This window comes from Akkermansia sp. N21169, from assembly GCF_029854675.1.
Lineage (GTDB): Bacteria > Verrucomicrobiota > Verrucomicrobiia > Verrucomicrobiales > Akkermansiaceae > Akkermansia.
In genome coordinates this window covers 1-765 of the sequence record NZ_JARWNC010000013.1, presented here as the reverse complement: position 1 = coordinate 765, position 765 = coordinate 1, and the positions used below count along the sequence as shown (strand labels likewise).

1 pseudogene is annotated in these 765 nt (G+C 61.3%); it reads right to left on the bottom strand.

Annotation, left to right across the window (positions count from 1 at the left end):
- Positions 1-765, bottom strand: a pseudogene (locus QET40_RS00255) (sugar-binding protein); the annotation flags it as partial.

Here is a 765-nt window from a genome sequence, read left to right as displayed (position 1 = left end):
ACGCACCTGGCGGCGGCAGCGGCGCCCCATGGAATCGTAAGCACTGGTGACCACGGTTTTCCCATCGGCGCTCGTCCATGTCACGGGACGGCGTTCCGCGTTCCAGACAAGCGACCATTCCCCTGTTTCCGTCACCACCTTGAGCTGGTTGCCTACGTTATCGTATTCGGGTGTCACCATGCTCTTGTCCGGACGTTCGATGCTCGTGTACTGGTCCAGCCTATTCGGCTGGTAATTTGTCGTACCGGAGGCATCCGTGGAGGTACAGCGGTTCCCGTTGTTGTCGTAGTCGTAGCCATAACTTCCCAGGCTGCCAAGACTTGCCTGCGTCAGTTCACTGCGGGCATTGTAGCCGAAGCTGTCACACCGCGTTTCTTCCCCGGCGCGCCACTGCGTGCGTTCCACGGGGCGTCCTACGGCGTCGTAGCTTTGCGTCCGGGAGACCAGCTCGGTTCCCGACGTCGTTCTATGGGTAATCCCCGTCAACAGGTTGCGACGGGTTTCGTAGCTATACCGGCACTCCAGTCCGAAAGGCAGCGATACGCTCGAGAGCAGGTTGCTTCCCGACAGGTAGCTGTAGGTATAGGTCCGCGTGCCTTCTCCCAGCCGCACCCCCGCCGTTCCCAGACGGCCGTCCGCCCGGTAGGTCCGGTAGACGTCAAGCAAGGTGTCCACGTCGTCGAAACCGGCCGAGGGGTCGCGGGTGAGCTTGTAGCCCGATGAACGGCCGAGTCCGTCACGCGTTTCCTTGAGGATGTAATGACA